The 20,890-nt window shown below is 65.3% G+C and carries 17 protein-coding genes; 3 read left to right on the forward strand and 14 right to left on the reverse strand.

The annotated features are described in order from the left end of the window. Positions 1 to 65: 65 nt before the first annotated feature. The 13 genes from AABQ55_RS00125 to AABQ55_RS00185 form a co-directional block, all read right to left on the reverse strand. Positions 66 to 812 carry an SDR family NAD(P)-dependent oxidoreductase gene (locus AABQ55_RS00125; RefSeq protein ID WP_272806784.1) on the reverse strand — a complete coding sequence of 249 codons (747 nt, stop codon included), beginning with the start codon at positions 810 to 812 and terminating at the stop codon, positions 66 to 68. Positions 813 to 827: 15 nt separating this feature from the next. Next, positions 828 to 2,009, reverse strand: coding sequence for an L-rhamnonate dehydratase (rhmD, locus tag AABQ55_RS00130; protein WP_272806785.1), 1,182 nt, complete (start codon positions 2,007 to 2,009; stop codon positions 828 to 830). A gap of 28 nt (positions 2,010 to 2,037) precedes the next feature. Beyond that, positions 2,038 to 2,820 (reverse strand): SDR family NAD(P)-dependent oxidoreductase, encoded by a 783-nt coding sequence (locus AABQ55_RS00135; RefSeq protein WP_272806786.1) that lies wholly within the window; start codon positions 2,818 to 2,820, stop codon positions 2,038 to 2,040. A gap of 12 nt (positions 2,821 to 2,832) precedes the next feature. After that, positions 2,833 to 3,246, reverse strand: coding sequence for a hypothetical protein (locus tag AABQ55_RS00140; protein WP_272806787.1), 414 nt, complete (start codon positions 3,244 to 3,246; stop codon positions 2,833 to 2,835). Continuing rightward, the gene (locus tag AABQ55_RS00145) at positions 3,243 to 4,871 is read right to left on the reverse strand and encodes a GMC family oxidoreductase (protein ID WP_272806788.1); all 1,629 of its coding nucleotides are present in this window, start codon (positions 4,869 to 4,871) and stop codon (positions 3,243 to 3,245) included. Before AABQ55_RS00145 ends, AABQ55_RS00140 begins: the two co-directional genes overlap by 4 nt. A 3-nt stretch (positions 4,872 to 4,874) precedes the next feature. Then, complete coding sequence (locus tag AABQ55_RS00150; protein WP_272806789.1) at positions 4,875 to 5,882, reverse strand: ABC transporter permease; 1,008 nt, start codon at positions 5,880 to 5,882, stop codon at positions 4,875 to 4,877. Beyond that, a complete protein-coding gene (locus AABQ55_RS00155; protein WP_272806790.1) occupies positions 5,875 to 7,446 on the reverse strand; it encodes a sugar ABC transporter ATP-binding protein in 1,572 nt (523 codons plus the stop codon). Before AABQ55_RS00155 ends, AABQ55_RS00150 begins: the two co-directional genes overlap by 8 nt. A gap of 102 nt (positions 7,447 to 7,548) precedes the next feature. Then, positions 7,549 to 8,526: a substrate-binding domain-containing protein gene (locus AABQ55_RS00160; protein ID WP_244769733.1), complete on the reverse strand. Its 978-nt coding sequence runs from the start codon at positions 8,524 to 8,526 to the stop codon at positions 7,549 to 7,551. A 108-nt stretch (positions 8,527 to 8,634) separates the two neighbouring features. Then, positions 8,635 to 9,396, reverse strand: coding sequence for a FadR/GntR family transcriptional regulator (locus tag AABQ55_RS00165; RefSeq protein WP_272806791.1), 762 nt, complete (start codon positions 9,394 to 9,396; stop codon positions 8,635 to 8,637). Between the two features lie 126 nt (positions 9,397 to 9,522). Then, positions 9,523 to 11,538: a GGDEF domain-containing protein gene (locus AABQ55_RS00170; protein ID WP_272806792.1), complete on the reverse strand. Its 2,016-nt coding sequence runs from the start codon at positions 11,536 to 11,538 to the stop codon at positions 9,523 to 9,525. Next, positions 11,535 to 12,014, reverse strand: coding sequence for a hypothetical protein (locus tag AABQ55_RS00175; protein ID WP_244769730.1), 480 nt, complete (start codon positions 12,012 to 12,014; stop codon positions 11,535 to 11,537). Before AABQ55_RS00175 ends, AABQ55_RS00170 begins: the two co-directional genes overlap by 4 nt. 26 nt (positions 12,015 to 12,040) lie before the next feature. After that, on the reverse strand, positions 12,041 to 14,098 hold the full coding sequence (locus tag AABQ55_RS00180; RefSeq protein WP_272806793.1) for a putative bifunctional diguanylate cyclase/phosphodiesterase: 2,058 nt from the start codon (positions 14,096 to 14,098) through the stop codon (positions 12,041 to 12,043). 93 nt (positions 14,099 to 14,191) lie between these two features. Then, positions 14,192 to 16,225 carry a methyl-accepting chemotaxis protein gene (locus AABQ55_RS00185; protein ID WP_272806794.1) on the reverse strand — a complete coding sequence of 678 codons (2,034 nt, stop codon included), beginning with the start codon at positions 16,223 to 16,225 and terminating at the stop codon, positions 14,192 to 14,194. 402 nt (positions 16,226 to 16,627) lie between these two features. On the opposite strand from AABQ55_RS00185, the gene AABQ55_RS00190 reads away from it, so the two are divergent. After that, positions 16,628 to 16,810 carry a hypothetical protein gene (locus AABQ55_RS00190; RefSeq protein WP_272806795.1) on the forward strand — a complete coding sequence of 61 codons (183 nt, stop codon included), beginning with the start codon at positions 16,628 to 16,630 and terminating at the stop codon, positions 16,808 to 16,810. Positions 16,811 to 16,820: 10 nt separating this feature from the next. Here AABQ55_RS00190 and AABQ55_RS00195 read toward each other — a convergent pair whose 3' ends face one another. Beyond that, entirely contained in the window at positions 16,821 to 18,494 is a 1,674-nt protein-coding gene (locus AABQ55_RS00195) for a hypothetical protein (RefSeq protein ID WP_272806796.1), read from the reverse strand. A 163-nt stretch (positions 18,495 to 18,657) separates the two neighbouring features. Here AABQ55_RS00195 and AABQ55_RS00200 point away from each other — a divergent pair, with 163 nt between their 5' ends. Both AABQ55_RS00200 and AABQ55_RS00205 read left to right on the forward strand, forming a co-directional pair. After that, positions 18,658 to 18,828, forward strand: coding sequence for a hypothetical protein (locus AABQ55_RS00200; protein WP_272806797.1), 171 nt, complete (start codon positions 18,658 to 18,660; stop codon positions 18,826 to 18,828). Between the two features lie 162 nt (positions 18,829 to 18,990). Next, complete coding sequence (locus AABQ55_RS00205; protein WP_272806798.1) at positions 18,991 to 20,880, forward strand: methyl-accepting chemotaxis protein; 1,890 nt, start codon at positions 18,991 to 18,993, stop codon at positions 20,878 to 20,880. Positions 20,881 to 20,890: the final 10 nt, after the last annotated feature.

Here is a 20,890-nt window from a genome sequence, read left to right on the forward strand (position 1 = left end):
CCGTCGGCGCAGCAGGCAGGCCGCAACGTTCCCTTGCTGGAATTACCCATGGCAGCCCGCCGGCATCAATAGGTCGCCCGGCCGCCCGAAAGGTCGAACACGGAGGCGGTGGTGAAGCTGTTTTCGCGGGAGACGAGCCAGGCGACCATGCTGGCGGCCTCGTCGACCTCCAGGAACCGGCCGCGCGGGATCTTCGACAGCATGTAGTCGATATGCTCCTGCTTCATCTGGTCGAAGATGCGGGTGCGCGCGGCGGCCGGCGTGATGGCGTTGACGGCGATGTCCTGGCCGGCCAGCTCCTTGCCGAGCGACTTGGTCATGCCGATCACCCCCGCCTTCGAGGCTGAATAGGCCGATGCGTTGGGGTTGCCTTCCTTGCCGGCGATCGAGGCGATGTTGACGATGCGGCCGTAGCCGCGCGCCTTCATGCCCGGCACCACCGCGCGGTTCACGTAGAAGGCGCCGTTGAGGTTGATGTCGATGACGCGCTTCCAATCGTCGAGCGGATAGTCGTCGAGCGCATGGTTCGGCCCGGCGATGCCGGCCGAATTGACGAGGATGGAAATCGGCCCGCGTTCCGCCTCGGTCCGCGCCACCGCATCGACCACCGCCTGCGGATCGGTGATGTCGACGGGGACGGCGCATGCCGCTTCGCCGAGTTCGGCAACGGCCCTTTGCAGTTCGGCAGCGTCCACGTCCCAAAGCGCGACCCTTGCGCCCGACGCGGCGATGCGCCTAGCGATGGCGAAGCCGAGGCCCTGCGCGCCGCCGGTGATGACGGCCGTCTGGCCGGTGAGGTCGATCTGGTTCATCCTGTTGATCCTGTCCTATTCGAAAAGCGTCAGCATCGCCCGGTCGGCGATCTCCATGCCGAAGCCGGGGGCATTCCCGACGGTGAGCTTGCCGTTCCGCGGCATCGGCTCGTCCCTGAACAACCGGCCGAAGACCGGCAGCACGGAGCGCCCGTCCGGGCTCGCGGCGACGTATTCGCAGTAGGGCGAGTGCGGCTGGGAGGCGATGAAATGGTAGGAATAGGGGCCGCTGCCATGCGGGATGACAGGGATGTCATAGGCCGAGGCATGCGCGGAGATGCGCAGCAGCTCGGTGAGGCCGCCCACCCACATGACATCCGGCTGCAGGACGTCGATCAGCCGTTCCTCGATCAGCCGCCGGAAGCCGTAGCGCGAATATTCGTGCTCGCCGGTGGTCCAGCGGACGGTCGGCTGCGCCTGCTTGATCAGCCGGAAGCCCTCCACGTCGTCCGGATGCAGCGCCTCCTCCCACCAGTAGATATCGAGCGGCTTGCAGGCTTCCGCCAGCCTGATGGCATAGGGCACGTCGAGCGACATGTAGCAATCCACCATCAGGGGATAGCCGGGGCCGACCTTTTCCCGGTGTCGGGCGAGGAAGGCGACATTGGCGCGCAACCCCTCCTCGCCATCCGCGGGGCCATGCGGCAAAGGCACTTTGCCGCCCCAGAAGCCGAGCGCCTTGACCGCGTCCGGCGCCGGCCCCGTGCAGTAGAAGCTGATCTCCTCGCGGCTCAGCCCGCCGATGAGATTGTAGACCGGCTCTCCCCGTACCTTGCCGACGAGATCCCACAGCGCAAGATCGACCACGCTGATCGCGGCGATCGGCAGGCCCTTGCGGCCGTAGAACATCGAGGCCCGGAAGAGCTGGTCCCAGATGCGGTTGATGTTTCGGGCATCCTGGCCGACGAGGAAGCGGGAAAAATGGTTGCGGATCAGCCAGAGAGCGGGCGGCCCGCCGAAGCCGGTGGCAACGCCTGTCGCCCCCGTCTCCGTCTCGATCTCGACGACGATGGAGCCGAGCACGCCGATGCCCCAGCTCGTGCGGCTGGCCTTGTAGTCCGGATAGGCGGACATCGGGTTGCTGATCAGCGTGTCGATCAGCCAGTGCCCCTCCTTCTGCCGGTGGTAATCGCCGCCATCCCCTTGGCTTTCCACGAGATAGGTGCGCACGGCGGCGATACGGAAGGGTGAACTCATGGCCTTGCTCCGGCGGTCAGGTGGATTGTCATTGAAGATTGACGAACATGCCGCCGTCGACGAGCAGCGAGGCGCCGGTGACATAGGCCGCCATGTCGGACGCGAGGAAGGCGACGCAGGTCGCGACGTCCCCGGGCTGGCCGATGCGGCCGAGCGGGATGCGCTTGCTGAAATAGGCAAGCTTCTCCTCATCCTCGAGGTCCTCGCGGTTGAGGTCCGTCAGGATCGCGCCCGGCATCACCGAGTTGCAGCGGATGCCATGGGGGCCGAGCGCGATGGCGGTGGACTGCATCAGCGAATGCAGGCCGGCCTTGGTCGGCGTATAATGCGTCTGCATGCCGCCGCCGACGAGCGCCGAGATCGAGCTCGTGGCGACGATGGCGCCGCCCGTGCCCTGCGCCTTCATCCGGTTGGCCGCCGCCTGGCAGATGTAGAAAGCCCCCTCGAGATTGACCGCGACGGTGCGCTGCAGGATCTCCGGCGGCATGTCGAGGAAACCGTGGAACGGGCAGATGCCGGCATTGGAGGACAGAACATCGACGCCACCGAACGCCGTCACCGCCGCATCGACCAGTTTCGCGGCCGTGGCCGGCTCGCCGATATTGCCTTCGACGGGCACGCATCTGCGGCCGAGCGCCTCGACCTCGGCAACGACGCCGTCGACCGCCGAAGCCCTGCCGTAGCCGCTGTCGTTCTCGCCGAAATAGCCGAGAACCACATCCGCACCCTGCCGGGCGAACTCCACGACGATGGCGCTGCCGATGCCGCGCGATCCGCCGGTGACGATGGCTCTTTTGCCTTCGAGAAGCATGGTCGGCTCTCCCTAGATGGCACGCGGCGCAAAGCCGGCTTCCAGCACCGGCATCAGCAGGTCTTCGATATCGGCGACATCGACCCGCGCCGGTTTCGGCTCGCGCCCCGGAAAGCCGACGGCCGCGCGCACGTCCGGCGACAGGAAGTAGATGGCCGCGATGGTCTCGCAGAAGGTGTCGTAGGTCGCCGGATCCGCCGCCTTCAGCGTAAGCAGCGCCGGGCGCGGCGGCGCATCGCCGACGGCGGCGATGACCTTGCGCAGCACGGTGACCAAGCCGGGGGCATAGGCCAGCGCCTGCTCCAGAAGCGCGCCGGCAATGCCCGCCTCGCTGGCGGACAGATGACCGGGAGCCGGCGGGATGAGGGTATCGGAAAGCCCTTCGAGACGGCTGCGTTCGGCCTGGGTCAACGGTTCGGTGCTCATGACGCCATCCTCTGGCTTGCCCGGTTCGCAACGACATGGGCGGCGCTCCACGAAGCGAAGGCGGCGATGGTGGCGGTCGGGTTGACGCCGGCCGAGGTCGGCCAAACGCTGCCGTCGACGATGAAGAGATTGGCAACGTCATGGGCCCGGCCGTAACGGTCGACCACGCTGTCTTTCGGGTCGTCGCCCATCTTCGCCGTGCCGAGGATGTGCCAGCCGGATTCGCGGCTTTGCGGCGCGGTCACGGTACGGTAGGCACCCGCCTCGATCAGCGATTCCCGCGCCCGCTCGACCATGAACTTCAGCATGCGCCGGGAGTTCTCGCCCGTCTTGTAGTGGATTTTCACGCCCGGCATGCCGGTGTCGTCCGGCGCCGCCTCGTCGAGCTCCACGCGGTTCTCCGTGTCCGGCAGGTCCTCGCAGATGATGCCCCACGAGACCGACCGGCCGAAGCGGCGGGCGAACTCCTCGTGGAAGGTCTCGCCCCAGAGCTGGTTCTCGTCCCCCCAGGGCCAGCGGCGGGCGATCTGGGCCGGGCTGCCGGTCGGTTGCAGGCTCCATTTCGAGCCGCGCACGAAGTCGCGGTCCTTCGATGTCTCGTAGAACTGCAGCGTGTAGGCGACCTGCCCCCAGGCGCCGCGATAGCTTTCGAGCGGCTGGTCGAACAGGCCGACGACCGCGGCGGTGGGATGCAGCATCAGCCGCTTGCCGACGAGGCCGGAACTGTTGGCGATGCCATCTTCCTTGCCGGGCACGCGGCTGGAAAGCAGCAGGCGCGGCGTGCCGATGCCGTTGGCCGCGATGACGACGATGGCGGCCTTGGCGAGATGCTCCCTGCCCGTCGTACGGTCGATATAGACGGCACCCCGCGCCAGCCCCTTCCGGTCGAGCTCGATGCGGATGACGCGGGCATTCGTCACGAGGCGCACGCCCTGGCTGATGAGGGCCGGCCAGTGCGTGCGGTCGGTCGAGGCCTTCGCCTTCTCCACGCAGCCCCACATGCAGGCGGTGCGCTGCTGGCACGGCTCCATGCCGTTGCGGGGCACGGTGGCGATGGCGTTGGTGCCGGGCCACCAGTGCCAGCCGAGCCTGTTCTGCGCGGCGGCGACGAGGCGGCCCGCCCTGGTCAGGTCCACCGGCGGCAGCAGCTCGTCCTGTCCGGGATACATCGGATCGCCTGCGACGCCCGACACCACGAATTCACGCTCGGTGCGCGCGTAGTGCGGCATCAGGTCCTCGTAGGAGATCGGCCAGTCATCGGCGACGCCGTCGAGCGTGCGCACGCGGAAATCGCTCGGCAGGTTGCGCATCCAGTTCGCCGCCCAGGAGATGGACGATCCGCCGACACCGTTCCAGTAGAGCGGGATGATATCGGAATCCTCGACGGCGATGGGGTAGTCGCCGGATTTTTCGCGCTTGGTCGGCACATATTGCCAGTCGCGCGAGGCGGTCAGTTCGAAGCCGGGCTTGTCCGAGATCGCCTTGGAGTAGTCGACCCAGTCGCCCTGCTCGAGACAGACGACGCGCATGCCTGCCTCCGCGGCACGCTTGGCGAAGACCGCGCCCGAGGGGCCGGAGCCGACCACCAGCACGTCGCAATCGATGGGTTTCAGCGTCTCGGCCATGTCTTACGCACCCTTGCGGTTGCGCCGCGCGCCGTAGCGGGAGGCGAGGATGTTCAGCAGCACGGCCGCCACGATGATGACGCCGCTGACGACGGGCTGCAGGTAGGAGTTGACGCCCATCAACACGAGGCCGTTGCCGATCAGCGAGATGACGAAGATGCCGAGCAGCGTGCCGAGGATGGAGCCGCGCCCGCCGGAAAGCGCCGTGCCGCCGACCACGACGGCCGAGATGACGCTGAATTCGAGCCCGCTGCGCGAGACACTGGCATCGCCGACGCCGTTCCGCGCGGTGAGCAGGATCGCGGTGACCGCGGCGAGCACGCCGGCGATGACGAACAGCGCCACGCGGATGTTCCGGACCTTGATGCCCGCCAGATGCGCGGCGCTGGCATTGCCGCCGATGGCGAAGATGGAGCGGCCGAATGCCGTCTTGCGGCTGATGAAGACGAAGACGCCGAAGAGGACGAACATGACAAGCGCCGAGATCGGCAGGCCGAACAGCTCGCCGCCCAGCCAGTCGAGAAAATCGTTCGCCGGAATGGTGACGGGGACGGAGTCGGTGAAATAGAGCGCCAGCCCGCCCAGCGCGCTCCAGAGGCCGAGGGTGCCGATGAAGGACGGCACGTCGAACACGGCCCGCAGGATGCCGGGTATCGCGCCGAGCGCCCCGCCGATGACCAGCGTCGAGAGGAAGGCCATGACCATGGGCATGTCGTCGGACTTCAGCAGGAAGGCGAAACAGACCGACAGGAAGGCCACCATGGGCCCGACGCTGATGTCGATCTCGCCCGCCACGATGATCAGCGTCGCACCCCAGGCGGCGATACCGAAGGTCGCCGCATCGCGCAGGATCGACACCTGGTTGCGGAAGGTCAGGAAGTTGTTGGCGTAGAGATAGAAGGCGAGATAGAGCAGCGCGATCACGACCAATAGGCCGATCTCGTTCATGCGCTGGAAATCGAGGCGGCGCTGCGGCCTTGCGGCCGCCCGTGCGGCAGTGGCGTCAGTCATGGTCCGTTCCATTTCGATGGTCCCGACCGGCAGGGTCGGGCACTTGGCCAGCGATGCTGGCGGTCATCAGGTCGTCGGTGCTGATACCGGGCGCGGTGAAGGTCTTCACGATGCGGCCCTCGCGCAGCACCAGCACCCGGTCGCAGACCCGGGGCAGTTCCTCGATCTCGCTGGAGACGAAGACGATGCTCCGGCCTTCGGCCGCGAGCTTGCGGATGATGGCGTAGATCTGGCTCTTGGCCTCGACGTCGACGCCGCGCGTCGGCTCGTCGAGCAGGAGCAGGCGCGAGCCGGCATAGACCCAGCGGCCGATCACGATCTTCTGCTGGTTACCGCCCGACAGCGTGCCGATCGGCGTCGTCGTCTCCGGCGCCTTCACGCTCATGCGCTCGACGATCCCGCGTGTCGCGGCCGCAACCCGCCGGGCCGACAGGACCCCATAGGATGTCACGGCACTGGCGTCGGTCATCACCGTGTTCTCGTCGATGCCGAGCAGCGGCACGATGCCGTCGTCCTTGCGGCTTTCCGGCGTCATGCCGAGCCCGCGCTTCAGCATGCCGGCCCAGCTCTCGCCGGTGACGTCGACACCATCGAGGCTCACGCTGCCGGCATCGGCCCGCTCCAGGCCGGCGATGATGCGCAGAAGCTCCGTCCGGCCCGAACCGAGCAGGCCGGCAATGCCGAGCACCTCGCCCTGCCTCAGATCGAAGCTGATATCCTGGAGCTTCGGCCGATAGCTGACATTGCGGACGGACAGCAGTGTCTTTCCGGCCGCACGGGGCGTCACGAGGTCGTCCTTCTTCTCGTCATGGCCGAGCATCATGCGCACGATGTCCCGCGTGTCGGCCGCGCCGATATCGAGCGTCGAGACGATGTGGCCGTCGCGCATCACGCTTGCCGTGTCGGCGATCTCGCGGATCTCCTTCATGCGGTGGCTGACATAGATCAGCGCGACCCCGCGCTCGCGCATGCGGCGGACCGCCGCGAACACCTGCTCCACCTCCGCCGCCGCCAGCGAACTCGTCGGTTCGTCGAGGATCACCAGCTTCGGCGCGCCCATCGTGGCGCGGGCGATTTCGACGAGCTGGCGCTCGGCGGGGCTGAGCGCGGCGATCACGGTCGCCGGATCGAGGAAGAGACCAAGATTTTCCAGCGCCTCGGCGGTGCGCCGGCGCATCTCGCGATGGTCGAGCACACCCCACCGGCGCGGCCAGGCACCGAGGAACATGTTCTCCGCGATGCTGATATCGCGCACCAGGCTGAGTTCCTGGTAGACGGACCGCACGCCAAGCGCCGAGGCCTGACGCGTCCGGTTCTCGCCGGACTGGTCGAGGGCCTCGCTGGCCAGCGTCACGGTTCCCTCGTCAGGCGTCTCGGCGCCGGTGAGCAGCCGGATCAGCGTCGACTTGCCGGCGCCGTTCTTGCCGAGCAGGGCGCGCACCTCGCCCGGCCGCACGGCGAAATCGACACGGTCCAGCGCAACGACGCCGGCATAGCGCTTCACGGCGCCCGAAATGCCGGCAATGGGCTGAACCGGTTGCTGCAATGGAGCTGGTGCTGCCATAGGGTCATTCGTTTCGAGAAAGGGAGCGTCGGCGTGTCGCCGACAGGAAGGAACGTGCCGGCCGGAACGCGACCGGCACGCTCGAACGGAAAGGCTACCGCCTCACGGCAGGCCGTCCGGATGGGCCGCAAGCCAGGCTTTCGCCTCGTCGGCGCTGGTGTAGAGGTCGATCGGGTTCGGCACGATCAACGCGCCCTGCGGCTCCTTCTCGATCGCCTTCACCGCCTGCTGCAAGGCGAGCTTGCCGAGCGCCTGGCCCGAGACGTCCACGGTGCCGCGCATCACGTCGCCGGCGATGATCTCCTGCGCGATCTCGGTTGTCATGTCGGAGCCGTAGGCCATGATCTTTCCGGCATTGCCGGTATTGCGGATCGCCTTGGCCGCGCCGAGCGCCGCACCGCCGGATTCGCCCCACAGGGCATCGAGGTCCGGATTGGCGGTGATGATCTTCTCGCCCGTCGAGATGGCCTTGTCGAGGATCGTCGCCTCCTGGTTGGAGACAATCTTGAAGCCCGGCACCTTCTCGCCGAGTGCCTTCTCGAACCCGAGCCGGCGCTGCACGCAGACATCGACGAATTCGCAGTTGAGAATGCCGATCTTCGGCTCGGTCTTGCCTGCCTTGACGAAATCGTCCGCCGCGACCTGACCGATCTTGTAGCCGAACTGGAAGGGATCGCCGACCGCGTAGGCGTAGACGTATTCCTTCATGTCCTTTTCGTTGAGACAGGTGTTGTAGCACACGATCGGTATGCCGGCCTCATGCGCCCGCCTGATCGCGCGTACCGACCCGTCCGGCGACACCGCCGAAAGGATGATCGCCTCCACGCCGGCCGAGACCAACCGGTCGATGAAGGACGCTTCCTTGCCCACGTCGCCGCCGGCATTCGTTTCGATGATCTGGACATTCTTGCCGAGCTCGGCGCCGCCGACCTGAACGCCCTTGCGGACGCCGGCGTAGAAACCCTGCGCGTCCAGATAGATCGCGCCGACGGTCAGTTCATTGTCCTGCGCGAAGGCAGAACCGTTCTGCATGACGGCCGCCAGCGCAAGCGCTGCGACGGTCGTGGTGAGTCTCCTCAACAAATCGAATTCCTCCCTGATGACGCTCCTCCATCGGCGCAGCAGCATCATCGGCAGAAACGCGAAAGTTGTCAACCGGTAATCTTGTAAGCTAAGTTTACAAAACGACTAAAAGGCGGCCGGCGCCCCGTTCCGCCTGCGGGTCTTCTCGGTGCCGACACGGTGCATGGCGTCGTAGGTCGTGCGGTTGATGGAACTCAGATGGGCCTGCATGGCGGCAGCGGCGGCTTCCGGATCGCGCGTAGCGAGCGCCTCGACGATCGCCTCGTGCTCGGCCGCGCTGCGGTCCAGCACGCCCGGCGTTTCGGAGGCGACACGGCGGTATTCCATGCCGAGCTGGTAAAGGCTGCGCGCCACCACCTCCATGAAAGGATTGCCGGCGATCGTCATGATCTGCTCGTGGAACTCGAGATCGAGCACCCGGAAGCCGACGGGATCCTTCGTCAGGCCGTAGCCGGCGGTCACCATTTCCCGCAATCGGGCAAGCGTCGCGTCATCGACGAGCGCGGCACCGAGCCGGATCAGCCCCACCTCGATGATCAGCCGCGCCTCATAGAGCGCGTTCACATTGCTCTCATCGAGCGCGATGACGAACTGGAGCGGCGCAAGAAGCCGGGAGACTTCGAGGCTGGTCACGTAGCAGCGCCCGCCCTGGCGGCTTTCCACGACACCCATGATCGAGAGCCCGCGCAGCGCCTCGCGCACGACGGGACGGCTGACCTGCAGCGCGCGCGCCAGGTCGTTTTCGGACGGCAGCACGTCGCCGGCCTTCAGGTTGCCGGACCGTATCAGTTCGAGCAGTTGGTTGGCGACCCGCTCGGCCGCCGCCGGCGCACGCTCCAGCGGCGTGATCTGTCCCAGCTCTTGCATTGAATTCTCCACGTTTGCAGGCACGGCCGAACGGCCGATACGAAGGTGGAGACTACAACGCGGCTCCAAAACCTGCAAACTTGTCTGGCAAGACGTCAGCAACCATTCGGTTTTCACGCTTGCCGGTCACATCAGGCGCAACGTCGCCCGGCGCTGCGCCGCGCCCTTTTCCCTGGTCACGGCGTCGAACGCCCCGAAGCCCTCGTCAAGGCGCTTCACGAGCTCCGGTGGCGACAGTACGGGCGAAAGCGCACGGCCCTCGCCCAACACAATGTTCATTTGGCGAAGACGCTTCAGGTCGTCGGTGCTGTCGATGCCCTGCGCGACGATGGCGGCCGACATCTGGCGCGCCAGAACCGCAAGGCCCGCAACGACGCCGCGGCTGCGTTCCGACCGGCTGACCTCCTCGACGAGCGCGCGGTCCAGCTTGAGCGTGCCGAAATCCAGATTGGCGAGCCTGTTGCGCCGATCGATGGCCCTGCCGATATCCTTCGTGGCGAAGGCGACGCCCGCATCCCGCAGGTGCCGGATGCTCGCGAGATAGGTCTCGCCATAGTCCGGTTTCGCGGCGCGCCGCAGCTCCAGCTGAAGGCGGCCGCGCTCGATGGAGAATTCATCGAGGAGGCGGCACAGATGGCCCGCGAAGGTCGGCTGCGACAACAGGTTTTCCGGGATATCGAGGTAGAGTGTGGGAATCCGCTGCAGAACACGAGGGCCAAGTGCGCGGAATGCCTTGCCGAGGATGCCTGCGGAGAGTTCGAGGGCGAGATTGCCGTCCTCCGCGATCGCCCTGATCTCCGCCGGCGCGATCACGCCATAGGTTTTGTCGGTCCAGGCGGGCCGGACCTCCACTGCTCGCAACGCGAACGTCCTGAGGTCCAGGATCGGCCGGAAGACGACATCGACCGCACCGCGGCGCACCGCCTCCGACAGCGCCTTCTCCAGCCGGACCTTTCGCTCGTGGTCGACCAGCATGGGCGGGGCAAACGGCCGGACGCAGTTCCGGCCGGCGGACTTGGCAGCGTAGAGGGCAAGGTCCGCATTGCGCATGAGGGCGTCGGTCGCCTCGCCCGCGCTGAGATCCCGCATATGGGAGAAGCCCGCGCTTGCCGAGACCTGGACGATGTTCTTCGCAAGGACCGCAGGCCTGGCGATCCGGTTGACGGCCCTCTCCGCATAGGACGAGGCCTCTTCGGGGCCGCCGACGAGGAGCACGGCGAACTCGTCCCCGCCAAAGCGGAACGAGGCCGCGGCCTGGTCCTTGTGGGTCGCGACGAGGATGGACGCGACATGCTTCAGCAGCGTGTCGCCCATGGCATGGCCGAGTGTGTCGTTGACCTGCTTGAAGCCGTCGAGATCGAAATAGATGACGGAGAAATCCGCCTGCGGAACGGCATCCAGCTCCTTCAGCAGATTCTCGAAACAGGCGCGGTTGCCGATCCCGGTCAGATGATCCGTGAAGAGCAGCTGGCGGTTTTCGGCAATGCTGCGGCCGAGGCGCTGGTTGAGGCGGCGGGTGAGATACAGCTCCGTCAGCACGTAGATCACGGCGCCGACGCCGAGGACGACATAGGCGATCTGGATTCGCTTCAACGTCGTCACGCTCTTGAGGTGGGTTTCGACCGCCTTGTTCATGCGCTTGCGGCGCGCCTTGTTGGCATCGTCGCTGAAGGCGATGATCCGTTCGCGGTATCGTCGCGCGAAAGCCCCGACGTCCCGATAGCTTTCGGGCTTTCCCTGCCGGAGCGTCGCGGCCGCCTGCTCCAGCGCCGGCATCGCCGACAGCAGCTCCGTGATCAAGGCCTCATCGAGCGCTTCGTCCTCCTGGATCCGCCGGTAGGACTTGGTCGAAAGGACATCCACCCGCGACCAGAAGAGATCGAGCGCCAGCCCGACCTCCTTTTGCGTCCGCCGCGCTTCGCCCTCGGCAAAGGCCTCCGCCTTGCTGAAGAAGGTCGTGGCTTCGAGCTCGAGCCGGCTCGCCTCCTCCAGTCTGGCGGAGAAATAGAGCCGGTTGTTGATCCCGTCGGCGATGCCCGCCAGGCCGAGATAGCAGACCGGCAGCATGATGACGAAGAGCGCCAGGATGATGGGGAAGCGTACCAGCGGCAGCTTGCCGAGAAGGGTTCGCAATGCCGTCATTGTGCCACGAGTTCTTTCAACTGCCAGACGCTGCGGGATTCGTAGAGCGGGTCGGCAAGGGCGGGATTGTCCGTTGCCGGATAGACGATCCACGCCGGGCCCTTGTCGCGCACGGTGAGAGCCTTGCCGTCGACCTCGACCGCGGCGATGGCCCCGTGGGCCTTAAAGTCTTCCGCCGGCACTTCGATCTCGTAGTTGTCGAGCGCGACGGCCATGTAGTTCGCCGCGTCAATGCCCGCCTCGTCGAGCAGCTTTTGGATCAACGGCCCCTTCACCTCGTGGACAGCCCCGTCCGTGCCCGGCAGGATGGTCCGGTAGGTGACGCTTCCCACCCTGGCCATCATGTCCGCGGTCACGTCCAGGGTCCTGGCGCTGTCGGCGGTGCGGATCGTGAAGAGCGGATCGGCAAGGGCCGGTACGGCGCCGAGCGCGACGGTGATGGCGAGGCCTGCTGCGATTTTGGAAAGAATGGACATTTCGATCTCCGTTGGTGGGGTGAAGGTCAGGCAGGGCGGCGCGCGGCTTGGCGGCGGCCTGCAAAGTTGCGTCGGCGAGGTTTTGGAAACTCGGCGGGTTCATTTTGCGATCGGCGGGAAACGGCCGTTCCGGCAAAGGTCGCGTCGATGTAGCCCGGCACGGCATCGGCGGGCAGCGGACGCGAATAGTAGTAGCCCTGGACAAGGCCGCAATCGAGCTCGCGCAGCGTGTCCAGCTCCTCGACGGTCTCCACGCCCTCGATCACGCAGTTGATCTTCATGTAGCGGCAAAGGGCGATCACCGATTTGACGATCTTGTAGCCGGTGGCGCTCTCGTTGATGTTGGTGACGAAGCTTCGATCGACCTTGATCTTGTCGAGCGGGAGCCGGTTGACTTGCCAGAGCGTGGAATAGCCCGTGCCGAAGTCGTCGAGCGAGATACCGGCCCCCATGGCTCTCAGGACGGTGACGGCCTCCACAAGCTGATCGAAGTCGCCGACGACGGCCGTTTCCGTGATCTCGAAATCGATGCGCCCGGGATCGACGCCGCTTCGGTTGAGGATCGCGACCAGTCGCAGCACACTGTCCGAGGAACAGATGTCCTGCATGGAGAGATTGAAGGAGAGCCTGAGCCAGGCCGGCCAGGTCGCCGCGACGGCGAGCGCCTTGGCGAGCAGCACGCAGGTGAGCCGATTGGCGAGACCCGCGCGCTCGGCGACAACGATGAACTCGTCCGGCCGGACCGGCCCCAGGTCCTGGCTGTCCCAGCGGGCCAGCGCCTCGAAGCCGATCGGCAGGCCGGAGCGGACGTCCACGATCGGCTGGAAGGCAAGCGTCAGCTCCGCATCGAGGTCGGTCGTCTGCATCGCCTGCTCCAGGATCGAGTGCCGCCGGATTGCATCCTGGTGGTCCATCGTGAAGAGCGTCACGCGCCCGCGCCGGTGGTTTCGCTTCGCGTGGACCAGCGCATATTGCGCGGCCTCGTGGATCGAGCGGGCGCAGCCCGCAACGGTCCCCGACGAGGACAGCCCCATCGTGGCCGAGATGCGGGCCTCGACGCCGCCGATCGGATAGGGAACGGCGAGCGAGGCGCAAATTTCCTCGCACTCGGCCAGAACGGCGGCGACGCCATTGCGCGGCCGCTGCCAGACGAGCCCGAATTCATCGCCCCCCAGCCGGAAGACCATGAAGTCGATATCGTCTTTGCTCCCGAGACGTCGGGCAGCCTCCATCAGGACGTGATCGCCGCCCTGGTTGCCGAAGGCATCGTTGACGGCGCGGAACCCGTCGAGGTTGACGACCGCGATGAAGAGTTCCGCATGCCTTGCGTTCACGCTGGAAAGGGCGGCATCGATCGCGGCGAGGAAATTGTGCCGGTTGGGAAGCCCGGTCAGCGCGTCGTGATTGGCGAGCCACCTGTTTTCGGCGGCCAGGTCCTCGATTTCCGCCTGCTTCAGGCGCTGGCGCCGGCGCTCGCGAATGAGGCTCGCAAAATCGTTGTAGTGCGTGCCGAGGATCGCCAGCATCGCCATCGATACCAGGAAGATGTTGACGGCAACCGCGATGGAGGCCTGCGTGCCGGTCGAGACGAGGAAGACGACGAAGGGGATGTTGACGATGACGGCCGCGCACAGGGCGGCCAGAGGCAGGTGGATCAGGCAGAAGACGCAGCCGACCACCGTAATGCCGATGAAGAATGCCACCTGCCCCTGGGTGAACGCCGTCCCGTAGCTGTAGAGCGCCAGTCCCCATGCAAGGAAAGCGGCGGCGAGGAGGCCCGCCAGAACGGTCGTCGCCCTGAGCGAGCGGCTGGCCTCGGAAAACGATGGCTCGGCCTGCGAACGGCGCCACCACCGCAGCAGGCGCGCAACGCAAAGCCCCGTGAGGATGACGGGTATGTGCAGGGTCAGCGGCACGGGTGCACTTCCATGGTGGGAAAGCGCCACCATCCAGGCATTCGACAGCAGGATGACGTAGAGAAGCGGGATCTGCTTCGTCAGCGACTTGTATTGCGCGACGACCAGTTCCTCGCGATCGCGCGGATCCTGCTCTGATGCGAATACACGGAATAGCGGGCCTATCATTCTCGTGAACCTCCGCGGTGCAGCCGGCTCGGCGCGCCGCAAGAAAAATATCTGTCCCCTCCGGCACAGGGGGTTGCCGGAGGGGTGCAGCTCTCAGAACTCTTCCCAGGTGCCCGGATGGACGGCGAGAGCATTCGCGCCGTGCATGCGCGGGAGCGAGCGAGGCTGGGGGCGTGGGGCAGGCATGTCCTTGACGGCGGCCGACGCTCCCGCGCGGCGCTGGCCGCGAAGCGCGAAGTGCGAGATGAGGTCCCGCAGTTTCAGCGCTTCCTCGGCGAGCGTCGCACCGGCGGCGTTGGTCTCCTCGACCATGGCCGCATTTTTCTGGGTCACCTGGTCCATCTGGTTGACGGCGGTGTTGACCTCGGCGAGGCCGACCGACTGTTCCTTCGCGGCGGTGGCGATGGCGTCCATGTGCTGGTTGATCGAGCCGACATATTCCTCGATCGTCCGGAGCGCCTGGCCGGCTTCACGGACCAGTTCGACGCCGCTCTTGACCTCGGCCGTCGAGTTCCCGATCAGGCCCTTGATCTCCTTGGCGGCATTCGCCGAGCGCTGCGCGAGTTCGCGCACTTCCTGCGCCACGACGGCAAAGCCCTTACCCGCCTCTCCGGCGCGCGCAGCCTCCACGCCGGCATTGAGCGCCAGAAGGTTTGTCTGGAAAGCGATGTCGTCGATCACGCCGATGATGTTTGAGATCTGGCCCGACGAGTGCTCGATGCGCCGCATCGCGTCCTCGGCATTGGCGACGACCGTGCCGGATTTCGCGGCGCTGACATTGGCCTGGGTCGCGACCTGCCGCGCCTCTTCCGTGCGCCTGGCCGAACTCGTCACATTGGCGGTGATCTGCTCCAGCGCAGCGGCGGTCTGTTCGAGGGAGGCGGCCTGCTGCTCGGTCCGCTTGGAAAGATCGTCGGCGCTGGTGCTGATCTCGCCGGTGCCCAGCGAGATCGTCTCGGCACTGCGCGCGACGGCGCCGAGTGCGTTCGCCAGCTGGCCGATCGTCGCATTCAGATCGTGCCGCAGCGGCTCGAAGTCCTGGTGGAAGGGTTCGGCCAGTTCGAAGGAGAGGTCACCCTTCGCCAGACGGCGAAGCGCGTTGGCAAGGCCACTGGTCGCCTGGTCGAGGCGCTCCTGCGCAGCCGCATCGGCCTCCACCTGGATGCGAAGCCGTTCCGCCTCCGCACCATCGCGCTGGCGCTCGGCCTCCTGCTCGAGCATAACCTTGGCAAGGGCAGCCTGGCGGAAGCCTTCAAGCGAGGTCGCCATGTCGCCGATCTCGTCGCGGCGATCCTGCCCCGCCACGGTCTCGCTCAATTGCTGGCCGGAAATCCGGTCCATGGCGCTCCGCAGGAACAGGATCCCGCCGATGACCCGCACGAAGACGGTAACGCCGAAGACGCCGAGGATCGCCCCGAGAAGCGCGGTGGAGACGATGACGGCGGTCCAGTAGAACGCGGCCGTCGATTCCGCCGCATGGATCGCCGCCTTCAGCCGCGTTTCGAGGGCGACGTAGAATTCGTCGGCCGGCTGCATGATGTTGGCCTTCAGCTTGTGATAGTCCTGCGAATTGAGCATCGCGATGGCGCGCGCCCGGGACGCGGCACTGGTGCGTTCGTTGATGTCGTCGACCAGCGCCATGGCCTCGACCTCCAGCTTGACCAGCCCGTCCGAGCGCTTCTTTGCCTCGTCCAGCAGCGCGAACTCTTCCTTGGTAAAACCGGCCTGCTTCATCAGGTCGCCGATCGAAACCGCTTCACCGGACGGCTGCGGCTCGGCGATGCCGCCAGCGACGAAATCCCAATAGATACGGTGATAGTCGGCCGGACGCGGCGCCTTGCCGTCCCGGATCGCGAGCACGCGGTTGTACTGATCCTTGAAATCGGGGTTACCCGTCGCGGCATAGGTGCGGACAAGCCGCGTCAGATCGTCCGAGGACTGCCGGACCTCATCGGCCAACAGATAGGAGCGATACTGCGAGACATGGGCGGCCTTCACCTGCGTCTCGGCTTTCCCATAGAGCCAGAGCGAGAGGATGAGGCCGGCCGCCACGACGATCGTGGCGGCTGAGGAGATGATGAAGAACTGCTTGATGCGCATCGGGATGGCTCCGGAAATGAGCGACATGCCCGCAATCGTTCGATCGACAGCGACCGACCTTGCGAGGCCAACCGAGCCTCGTCATGAGACAAGTTGTCATTGGAGCGGGAGCTCATTCCCGCCGGATTCCATACGCGCCGGGCATCGGAGCAAGCTGCTCTGGACGCTTGCCATGCACGCCGACTGGGCGTGGTTGCTCGTTGCGCAGAGCCGGACTATGAGTATTCCAAATTAATGGTTAGTAAAAAATCAGCAACTTGACCGCAATATTGCGCCTTTATCGTAAATTATCTTAGATACACGGGGAGTATCTTAAGATACACCTCAAGTATCACTTGTTCGAACATTCAATTTTAACTCATTATTAATCAAGAGAAGCGACAACATATCTTGAATAAATACAAATAAACGCAAGATTCGAGGTTAAAGATGTCGAACGTTATTGTATTTCCTGAAAAGACCAATGCCGACCTCGCAAAGGATTCGGGCAAAGACATTCTCAAGTTGATGGGAACCCTGGCGCAGGAACTGGAGGCCGTTCGCGACAATCTGCGTCGGCAGGTCATCACGGCGGGAAGCAAATGCAATTCCGCCGACGCGGCCAAGCGGTAGACGTCGGCCTCTATTGGATCTCTAGGCCGGCCTTCCGCAGGCCGTCGGCCAAACGCTCGGTCAGTTGCGGGCTGGCGCGCCGGTTTGCGGCATCCTTCGGGAAATCCCTGGCGTAGTTGGGCCGGATCTTCAGCAGCTCGTCGCGGGCCGTCCGCGCGTTCTCCGCATCGCCCAGCTGGCCATAGGCGGCGGTCTTCAGGACCTCGTAGAGATAGTCGCTTCCCTGGCGGCCTTTTTCCAGAAGCTCGATGACCTCCCGGTCTCGACCTTCCGTATAGGCACTGAAGGCAAGGGACATGTACGCCGCCGAGCTCGACGCAGCGCCGGCGGCGATGCCTTCCTTGACGAGGTTGCGCCCCTCCTCTTCCTCACCGACCGTCGCCAGGCGAAGGCCGAAACGGACCTTGATGTCGGGATCGCCCGGATAGCGTTGCAGCAGGGTCGATGCTATCGATTTGAACGTGGCGACGTCGCCGGTGCTGAATGCGATATAGGCAAGGGCCTCCTGCGTGAGGAAATTCTGGGGCGCCAGTTCCCGCGCCCGCGCGGCGGCGACCGTCGCCTTTGCAATATAGGGAGCCGGGTCCTCGCCCTTCGAGACGGCATAGGTGCTCAGGCGATAGTTGCTGTAGGCGAGCATGGCCCAGCCGTCTGCGAAATTCGGCGACGAACTGAGCGTTCTATCGAGACAATCCACCGTCTGTTGCTGCGTTTCCTCGCCGTAGACGAACAGGATGCGGCGGGCATTGGAGAAGCACCTTGTCAGTTCGTTCGAATTCACCACACGCGACTGCAGGATGGGCACTGCGCCATCGAGCCCGAGCACCTTCGAGGCAACGAGGCTTGCGACCTGCTGCGGCGTTCCCGCCCCATTCTTCGCCGCCGTCTGGCTTGCGGCCCACAGGACGATACCCGTTTCAGGATCGACCAGCCGCCAGGACACGGTGAGGTCGCCCGCCCCTTCGCGCAGCGTGGTCTGCAACTCGTAGTCCGATGACATCACCCCTTCGCCGGGAGACGGCCGGTTCCGATCGGAATCGACAATGGCCGCGCCGCCGACATTCGACAGCGTTGCCACCAGGACGTCGCCCGCCTCCGCCGCGAGCGCCTGGGCGTCTCCCGCGGCGGCCAGAACCTTGATCGGCTGAACGAAGATACGAGGCATGTAACCCGCCTCATCGCGCGTGCGCCCCATCGTCAGCCAGGCGCCGAGAGCAAGAAGCGCCAGGACGCCGCCGATTGCACCGAGGCCGATCAGCGCAGAGGCGCGCGAGAATACGGGGCGGTGTTCGTCTTTCGCCGGCCCGCCGGGCTCGCGCGCATATTCCGACCGCTTCCCACCGCGATGAACGAATTCAGGCGTATAGCTGCCCTTCGCGATGCGGATCTCGACGTCGTCCGTTCGCGTGTCATCGGCAAAATAGGCCAAAAGCGCCGCCCGCAGGCGGCTGACGGTCGTTCGTACGATGGGATCGTCGACGGCATTGAAATCGTCCGTCCGGTTGAACAGCGCCGCGGCGATGGCCTCCGCCGTGATCCTCGTATCGGGCTGCTCGATGACCTGTGTAACGAGATACGTCAGAAGACCGGTCATGCGGTCCGACTTGCGGAAGGGATCCGTCGCCGTTATCGCCGCGACTGTTCGCCAGATCTGCTCTGCCGATGGCTTCTGCATGTTTGCCATATGATACTTGCGCTGCCTCCCCCAAGGCGCGACGCAAGAGCGCCGCTTATTAGGCCCTTCGTATATCCCGAATCGACCCGTTTTGCACGCAAGCGGGACGCGATCCCGCCCCACCGCGCCGGCGAGGACGCGGAAGGAGCCGCCCATAGCCCGGACACACGCCATGGCTGCAGACGACGAAGCGAACGAACGCGAGGAGCCAGAGCAGGCTTTGGAAATCGAGCGTGCGCCGCCTTTTCGCCACCGCCCGGCGGACATCCACGGGTTGTCTCCTGCAAAACATGCCCTGAGTGCCGGAAGCCGCCGATCCGATAAATGCGGTGCGTATCATTGATACGACGCTTCGTATCGTTACGCCAACACAAGTATCATTCAGGAACTTCCATAATTCCAGCGTAGCATAAATAGTCAATCTCATTCCGCCAGACACTCGATGAACGCTTAATTTACCCTCAAATCAAGAAAATCCTCCCACATTTACATTCGGGGGATTCCCATGTCCATCAAGTTCAAGCTCCTCGGAGCCATTGCCATACTCAGCGCCATCGCGATCGGCCTTGCGCTCCATGTCCGGGGCATTCTCCAGGAAACCTCCGTCACGCTCGACAGCGTCTATACGGATCGCATCCTGCCGCTGAAGGACCTCAAGGTGATCTCGGATGCCTATGCCGTGGCCATCGTCGACGCCGCGCACAAGGCGAACCATGGCGCCATCACCACGGAGGACGGCCTCGCGTCGCTGAACAACGCCACGGCCTCGATCAACACGCACTGGCGGGCCTACACGGGTACGGAGCTCACGATAGAGGAGGCCAGCCTCGTCTCGAGCGCACAGCAAAAGCTGGCAGCCGCCGATGCATCGGTGGGCCGCCTCAAAGACATTCTCCAGTCCGCAAACCGTGTTGCCCTCGATGACTTCATTCAGAAGGAGCTTTACCGGAGCATCGATCCGGTAACCGCCACGATCTCGATCCTTTCGGACCTGCAGGTCAAGCAGGCGGAAACCATTCTCCTCGACAAGAAAGCCTCCTTCGAGCGATTGGAGACCATCGGCTCCATCGTCATCGGCTCCGTCCTGGTCATCGCGCTGGCCTTCTTCATTTTTACCTCACGCCACATCGTTCGCCCGCTCTCAGGGCAGATTGCCGCCATGCGCCGGCTCATCGATGGAGACCTGACGGATGACGGGAGCCCCCATGACCGGAAGGACGAAATTGGCGAGATGGCGCGCGCCATCGCGACGTTCCGGCAGGCGGCGCGCCGCAATCACCAGCTTGAACAGGAAGCTGGCGAAGCGCGCCAGCGCGCCGAGGCGGAGCGGATGGCGATGCAGGAGGAGGCCGAGCACCGCGCGAAGGACATGATCCGGCAGGCCAATTCGGAGCTTGCAAGCGGCCTGAAGAGGCTCGCGGAGGGCGACCTCGCCTTCAGCCTGGAAACCCCTTTCTCCGCGGAATTCGAAGCCCTGCGCCACGATCTCAACAGCGCCGTCGGGCAGCTCGGGCGGACGCTCGCCTCCGTTTCCGAGGCGATCGTATCGATCGGCAGCGGCACGCAGGAGATCAGCCGCGGGGCCGACGATCTCTCGCGCCGGACCGAGCGCCAGGCCGCGGCCCTCGAACAGACGGCGGCCGCGCTCGATGAAATCACGGCGAATGTCACGAGCGCGTCGCGCAGGGCCGACGAGGCGCGTGCCGTTGCCGCACAGGCGAACGAAAACGCCCAGAAGTCCCATGCCGTGGTCGTCGATGCCGTCGATGCGATGCGGCGGATCGAGGAGTCCTCCAACCGCATCTCCAGCATCATCGGCGTCATCGACGAGATCGCCTTCCAGACCAATCTCCTGGCGCTCAACGCGGGCGTCGAGGCCGCGCGGGCGGGCGAGGCCGGCAAGGGCTTCGCCGTCGTCGCCCAGGAAGTCCGGGAACTGGCGCAGCGTTCGGCCGGCGCCGCCAAGGAGATCAAGGGATTGATCCAGACCTCCAGCGGCGAGGTCGAAGGCGGCGTGAAACTCGTGAGCGCGACCGGCGGGGCCCTGAAGGACATCAGCGAATATGTCGCGACGATCAACCATCATGTCGATGCCATCGCCATGTCCGCCAGGGAGCAGTCGATCGGCCTGCAGGAGGTCAATTCGGCGGTCAACCAGATGGACCAGGTCACGCAGGAGAACGCCGCGATGGTCGAGGAGACCAATGCGGCATCGGCGACGCTTGCAGATGATGCGGCCCGGTTGAGGGAGATGGTCGGGCAGTTCCGCCTGTCCAGGACCTGCGATGCCGGACGCGAGGTCCATGGCCTTCGCTCTATTGCCTCGGCAATGGCGGCGCCGGCGGTCACGGCGCAAGGCGCCAGGCTGGCGGCAAACGGCTGGCAGGAATTCTGATCCCCTGCCG

Source organism: Shinella sp. WSD5-1, from assembly GCF_963942435.1.
Lineage (GTDB): Bacteria > Pseudomonadota > Alphaproteobacteria > Rhizobiales > Rhizobiaceae > Shinella > Shinella yambaruensis.

Excerpts from the sequence above, each read along its gene's own strand:
- AABQ55_RS00125 (WP_272806784.1), bottom strand. The coding sequence starts at position 812 with ATGAACCAGATCGACCTCACCGGCCAGACGGCCGTCATCACCGGCGGC.
- rhmD (WP_272806785.1), bottom strand. The coding sequence starts at position 2,009 with ATGAGTTCACCCTTCCGTATCGCCGCCGTGCGCACCTATCTCGTGGAA.
- AABQ55_RS00135 (WP_272806786.1), bottom strand. The coding sequence starts at position 2,820 with ATGCTTCTCGAAGGCAAAAGAGCCATCGTCACCGGCGGATCGCGCGGC.
- AABQ55_RS00140 (WP_272806787.1), bottom strand. The coding sequence starts at position 3,246 with ATGAGCACCGAACCGTTGACCCAGGCCGAACGCAGCCGTCTCGAAGGG.
- AABQ55_RS00145 (WP_272806788.1), bottom strand. The coding sequence starts at position 4,871 with ATGGCCGAGACGCTGAAACCCATCGATTGCGACGTGCTGGTGGTCGGC.
- AABQ55_RS00150 (WP_272806789.1), bottom strand. The coding sequence starts at position 5,882 with ATGACTGACGCCACTGCCGCACGGGCGGCCGCAAGGCCGCAGCGCCGC.
- AABQ55_RS00155 (WP_272806790.1), bottom strand. The coding sequence starts at position 7,446 with ATGGCAGCACCAGCTCCATTGCAGCAACCGGTTCAGCCCATTGCCGGC.
- AABQ55_RS00165 (WP_272806791.1), bottom strand. The coding sequence starts at position 9,396 with ATGCAAGAGCTGGGACAGATCACGCCGCTGGAGCGTGCGCCGGCGGCG.
- AABQ55_RS00170 (WP_272806792.1), bottom strand. The coding sequence starts at position 11,538 with ATGACGGCATTGCGAACCCTTCTCGGCAAGCTGCCGCTGGTACGCTTC.
- AABQ55_RS00175 (WP_244769730.1), bottom strand. The coding sequence starts at position 12,014 with ATGTCCATTCTTTCCAAAATCGCAGCAGGCCTCGCCATCACCGTCGCG.
- AABQ55_RS00180 (WP_272806793.1), bottom strand. The coding sequence starts at position 14,098 with ATGATAGGCCCGCTATTCCGTGTATTCGCATCAGAGCAGGATCCGCGC.
- AABQ55_RS00185 (WP_272806794.1), bottom strand. The coding sequence starts at position 16,225 with ATGTCGCTCATTTCCGGAGCCATCCCGATGCGCATCAAGCAGTTCTTC.
- AABQ55_RS00190 (WP_272806795.1), top strand. The coding sequence starts at position 16,628 with ATGTCGAACGTTATTGTATTTCCTGAAAAGACCAATGCCGACCTCGCA.
- AABQ55_RS00195 (WP_272806796.1), bottom strand. The coding sequence starts at position 18,494 with ATGGCAAACATGCAGAAGCCATCGGCAGAGCAGATCTGGCGAACAGTC.
- AABQ55_RS00200 (WP_272806797.1), top strand. The coding sequence starts at position 18,658 with ATGGCTGCAGACGACGAAGCGAACGAACGCGAGGAGCCAGAGCAGGCT.
- AABQ55_RS00205 (WP_272806798.1), top strand. The coding sequence starts at position 18,991 with ATGTCCATCAAGTTCAAGCTCCTCGGAGCCATTGCCATACTCAGCGCC.